Source organism: bacterium, assembly GCA_035528375.1.
Classification (GTDB): domain Bacteria; phylum RBG-13-66-14; class RBG-13-66-14; order RBG-13-66-14; family RBG-13-66-14; genus RBG-13-66-14.
Map to the genome: position 1 here is coordinate 1 of DATKYS010000055.1, position 4211 is coordinate 4211.

Here is a 4211-nt window from a genome sequence, read left to right on the forward strand (position 1 = left end):
CAAGAACAGGCTGTACCCGCCCTGGAGGCCCACCCCCATGAAGGGATTCGGCTTGAGCATGACCTCTATACAGGGGTCAACGAGCCAGAAGGCGGACTCGTAGAGCTCGTAGCGGTACTCGTGATCCGGGTACTCCTCGACGAGGTGCCGGAACTCATACCCCCCGCCGCCCACCAGGATCGGCAGAGAGACGGTGAGCCAGTCGGTGAGCGCGAAGTAGGGCTCGACGGTGAAGCCGCCGAAGCCGAGGCCCGAATCGTTGTTCGCCTCGTCCGCCTCGCCGAGGACTGACACGGATCCGCCGCCGCAGCCGCCGAGACGCAACCAGTCGTTCACCGCGCCGTAGCCCCTCCCGCCCAATACGAGGAAGTGACCCCCGAAGCTCGACGAGACGTCGGCCAGGTCGTAGACGTAGTAGCGGACGAAGGGGCCGCCGCCGGCGTAGGAGCCGGAATAACCGCCGTCGGGCCCCACGTCGGCCGATGCTATGCCGAAGACGAGGGGCAGGATGACCGCAATCCATCTCATGGTGCACCTGCTTCTGTTTAGGCCGTTACTTCAGTCTAACGCCAAAAGACTCGGAATTCCGGTCAATCTTGACCCAGCTCGATGCGGGTCGTTTCCAGGCCCAGACGCCTGAGAATCTCCTCCGCCGCGAGGCCGTCCACCGGCTCGGGCTGGAAATCTGCGTTTATCCGTAGCGGGTGGATGTAGGCCCGTCGCGGTTCATCCCCCCGCAGGAGCACCTCCACCGCCGCCGTCTGCCCGGCGTCGTAGTTCCAGGGCTGATCGAAGACGTAGTTGCCCAGGGAGTAGCAGATGAGCCGACCCTGGTAAATCTCTATGGGCTCGAGGACGTGGGGGTGGTGCCCGACGACGATGTCGGCGCCCGAGTCAATGGCCGCGTACGCGAAATCGCGCTGCAAACCGTTCTCCCGGGGGGCGTACTCGTCGCCTGCGTGGAGGCTGACCACCACCACGTCGGCTTCCCCTTCAGCCCGGGCCAGGTCTTCCCGGAGGAGATCCAGGCCCCAGGCCGTGTGCCCCGGGGCGTCGTCGGTGGCGACCAGGGAGATGGCGGCGGCGTAAGAGCAGAAGGCGAAGGTGAGTCTCGGCGTCGCCACGACGGCGGGCCGGTGGGCCTCTGCCAGATTGTGCCCCCCGCCGGACGGCGCGATGCCGTTGGAGCGCAGAAGGTCCACCGTATAGGCCATCCCGGCGCGCCCCACGTTGCCCGCGTGGTTGTTGGCCAGGGATACCGCATCGAAGCCGGCCACCCGGAGCGCCTCCACCTGCTCGTGGCGGAGTTGGAATACGAGGTGGGCCGGGTTCGGGTCGGGGTTTTCGGAAAAGAGCGATTCGAGGTTGGCGAAGGCGACGTCGGCGTTGACGGTCAGGAAAAGGTTGTTGCGGAAGGGCCAGGCCGTGTCTCCGGCCGCCTCGGATTTTTCCCGCACCCCCCGCGCCAGCATCACGTCGCCGCAGAGAACCAGGCTGGTGGTGGCCGTTTCGGGCGGGGGCGTGACGGCTCCGTAGGCTTGGAGCCCGCGTGCGGGACGGATGAGCCGCGAGCCGAAAAAAAACCCGGCCCAGACGAGCGCCGAGACCAGGGCCAGGGCCACCAGGGAGCTCCACCAGGGCAGGGCCCGTCGGGTCATGGGTCGCTCTCGGTCAGCTCACCGCCGGTGAGGTTCAGGTTGCGCCAACCTTCGAGCGGCTCGGCTGCGGTGAGTAGGATGCCGCAGGCGGATTTATTTAAAACTTCCAGCACCCGCGCCGCGTCCCGGGGGCTCAGCGGGGCGAGCGGCTGGTCCAGGGCCAGGAAGGCGTGACCCCGGCTCAGAATTTTTCCAAAATGCAGGAGCTGGTTTTCGCCCGCGGAGAAGGGGCCCTCCCTGCCCAATAATCGCTCGACGCCGAGTAGACGGGCGGTTTCCGCGTCTGAGACCTGTGCGCGGCCCAGGGGGGGAGCGGGAAAGGGCAGATAACCCACCGGGGCGGTCGTACGGCCGTCGGGCGGCGAATAGGGCGCGCCGTCCAGGGTCAGGCCGCCCTTCTCGGGGGAAAGGACGCCGGCCAGCAGCCGGCAGAAGGTCGTCCGACCGGAGCCCGGTCCGCCCGTCACGCAGAGACGGTCGCCCGGCGATATCTTTACGGAATATCGGCCCAGGGGGGAGGGTCCCCGGCCCTCGAGGCGCAGTTCAGCCACGGAGGATCCGTTCCACGGCCTCGAGCACCGCGTCCGCGCCGATGGCCTCCACGCAGGACGGGCTCACGTCGCAGGTGCGGCGGTAGCAGGGGGCGCAGTCGTAGTCGCCCATAAGCTTTTCCCCCAGGCCGTAGAGGTCAATCTCCCGGGGGGTGGTGGGTCCGAAGAGGGCCGCGACGGGGGTTCCCACGGCCAGCGCCACGTGCAGCCCCAGGGTGTCGCCGGTGACCACTGCGTCGCATCTTTCCGCCAGGGCGGCGAAGCGGAGTAGCGGGTTGTCGCTCCCCCCGGCCAGTGCGTTGGGGGATTCCCCCAGGACCTCCATCGCCCGGGCCTCGGCGGGACCTCCGAGGATTAAAAAGGTCCATCCGGGCCGGAGGGTCATCAGCTCGGCGTATCGCCCGGGCGGCCAGTTCTTGTTGGCGAAGATCCCGCCCGCGCCGATGTTCAGGCCGACGAGCCGCGCGTCGGGGTCCAGGCCCTTTACTTTTCTCTCTCCGTCCAGAATATCAGCCGCCGCCCGCCGGTCCTCCTCGGACGGTCGAAGCTCGTAGGGCTCGCCCCGGTAGTCCAGCGCCAGCGCTCCGGCCAGCAGCTCCTGGTACGACCGGGTGTTCTTGGAAAATTTCTCCTCGTCGTCCAGCCCCAGCCGCCAGTAGTACTCCGCCTCCGGGTTGGCCGGTACGAGGGCGCCGCGCCCGTCGTGGGTGAAGCCCCGCCGCTCCCCGGCCTCCGCAGAGAGCCCCAGTCCCGTGGCTGCGGGGTCCTTGTCCAGGACGTAAACGGTGTCGAAGCGCCGCCCGCGCAGGCCGACGGCCGTCTCGAGGTCGAAGGGAAGGGTTTCGTCAACCAGCGGCTGGTTCGCCACCAGGTCAAGGGCCTCGGGGCGGGTGACCCAGGTGAAAAAAGCGTCGTCGCCGTGGCGTCGTCGTAGGGCGGGCAGAAGGGCGGTGGTGCGCAGGACGTCGCCCAGGGCGCCCAGCTTGATGATTAAAATCTCCGCGCCGCGCGGGGCGTGGTGCGGGCAGTCCGGGCAAAGGCGTTTGAACCGGCAGGGCCGGTCGCCCAGATACCAGCGGCAGTCGGTGCTTGGTTTCAAAGTCATAATTTTATTTAGAATCCATTAATTGCCTGACAAATTCGGGAGCCCGTGTTTGAATTACATATATGGGTATTTGGAATGCTTTCTTCAGCAATCCTTTCACTTTCAATTTAAGGTGTAACTGAGTAATATTTCTTACCTTATTTATTTTTTTAGCTTTATCTCCAAATACTTTAGAACTTTCTTGAATATCTTTTTGTGTTGCTACCTTGTCTTGTATATATAGCAGTAAGGCATAGTTAATATTATTATTTATATTTGTGCCAATAAGATGACTTGCTTGAGACGCAATAAAAGCCCATGAACGCACAAATAATCGCTGTGCACCACTAGGTAAAGAAATTCTCCATTTTAAACAATGTAATGTTAGCTTAGACGGTATATTTCTATGTTCAATTCTACCTCGACTATCAAAGGAGCCTTTATCGTTGTTACCGCCAATAAATCCAAGTCTGTAAAGAGTGTTATCGTGCTCGTTTAGAGTTATATGCGTTTTTTGTATTCCTGGATGAGTGTAATTCTGCTTACTACCTTCAATTGCATCTTTAGACGAAAGATATATATATTTATGTTCTTTTTCGTCGTCCCACACCCAAACGCCGATTAATTGGTTTTTAAAATAAAGCCATTGACCAAAAATACTATTTTTAATGCGGTCTATTCTTTTTTTAAAGATTATTTTACCTATCAAGCTCAGAAAACACATTATTAAACTTGTTAGGATTTCAAGGAGTAACATAAAAGTTCATCTATTCCTATAGATGAGCCCATCACTGAAAGAGTGAATAGGCTAAGCACTTACCGGGGGATGTAGGGGGAGAGCCCGTACTTCTCCTGCAGCTCGGCGGCGGTCCCGGCGGCCTCCTCCGGGTCGTGGAACGGCCCGACCCGGACGCGGTA

5 protein-coding genes are annotated in these 4211 nt (G+C 61.4%); all 5 read right to left on the minus strand.

All coding sequences use genetic code 11. The features are described 5' to 3' along the window. Positions 1 to 528 (minus strand): hypothetical protein (locus VM054_04245; protein HUT98267.1); only part of this gene is annotated, 528 nt, incomplete at its 3' end. 62 nt (positions 529 to 590) lie between these two features. Further along, positions 591 to 1658 carry a CapA family protein gene (locus tag VM054_04250; protein HUT98268.1) on the minus strand — a complete coding sequence of 356 codons (1068 nt, stop codon included), beginning with the start codon at positions 1656 to 1658 and terminating at the stop codon, positions 591 to 593. Further along, positions 1655 to 2209 carry an ABC transporter ATP-binding protein gene (locus VM054_04255; GenBank protein HUT98269.1) on the minus strand — a complete coding sequence of 185 codons (555 nt, stop codon included), beginning with the start codon at positions 2207 to 2209 and terminating at the stop codon, positions 1655 to 1657. Before VM054_04255 ends, VM054_04250 begins: the two co-directional genes overlap by 4 nt. Further along, positions 2202 to 3314 carry a glycosyltransferase family 9 protein gene (locus VM054_04260; protein ID HUT98270.1) on the minus strand — a complete coding sequence of 371 codons (1113 nt, stop codon included), beginning with the start codon at positions 3312 to 3314 and terminating at the stop codon, positions 2202 to 2204. Before VM054_04260 ends, VM054_04255 begins: the two co-directional genes overlap by 8 nt. A 4-nt stretch (positions 3315 to 3318) precedes the next feature. Then, positions 3319 to 4050, minus strand: coding sequence for a hypothetical protein (locus tag VM054_04265; GenBank protein HUT98271.1), 732 nt, complete (start codon positions 4048 to 4050; stop codon positions 3319 to 3321). Positions 4051 to 4211 lie beyond the last annotated feature (161 nt).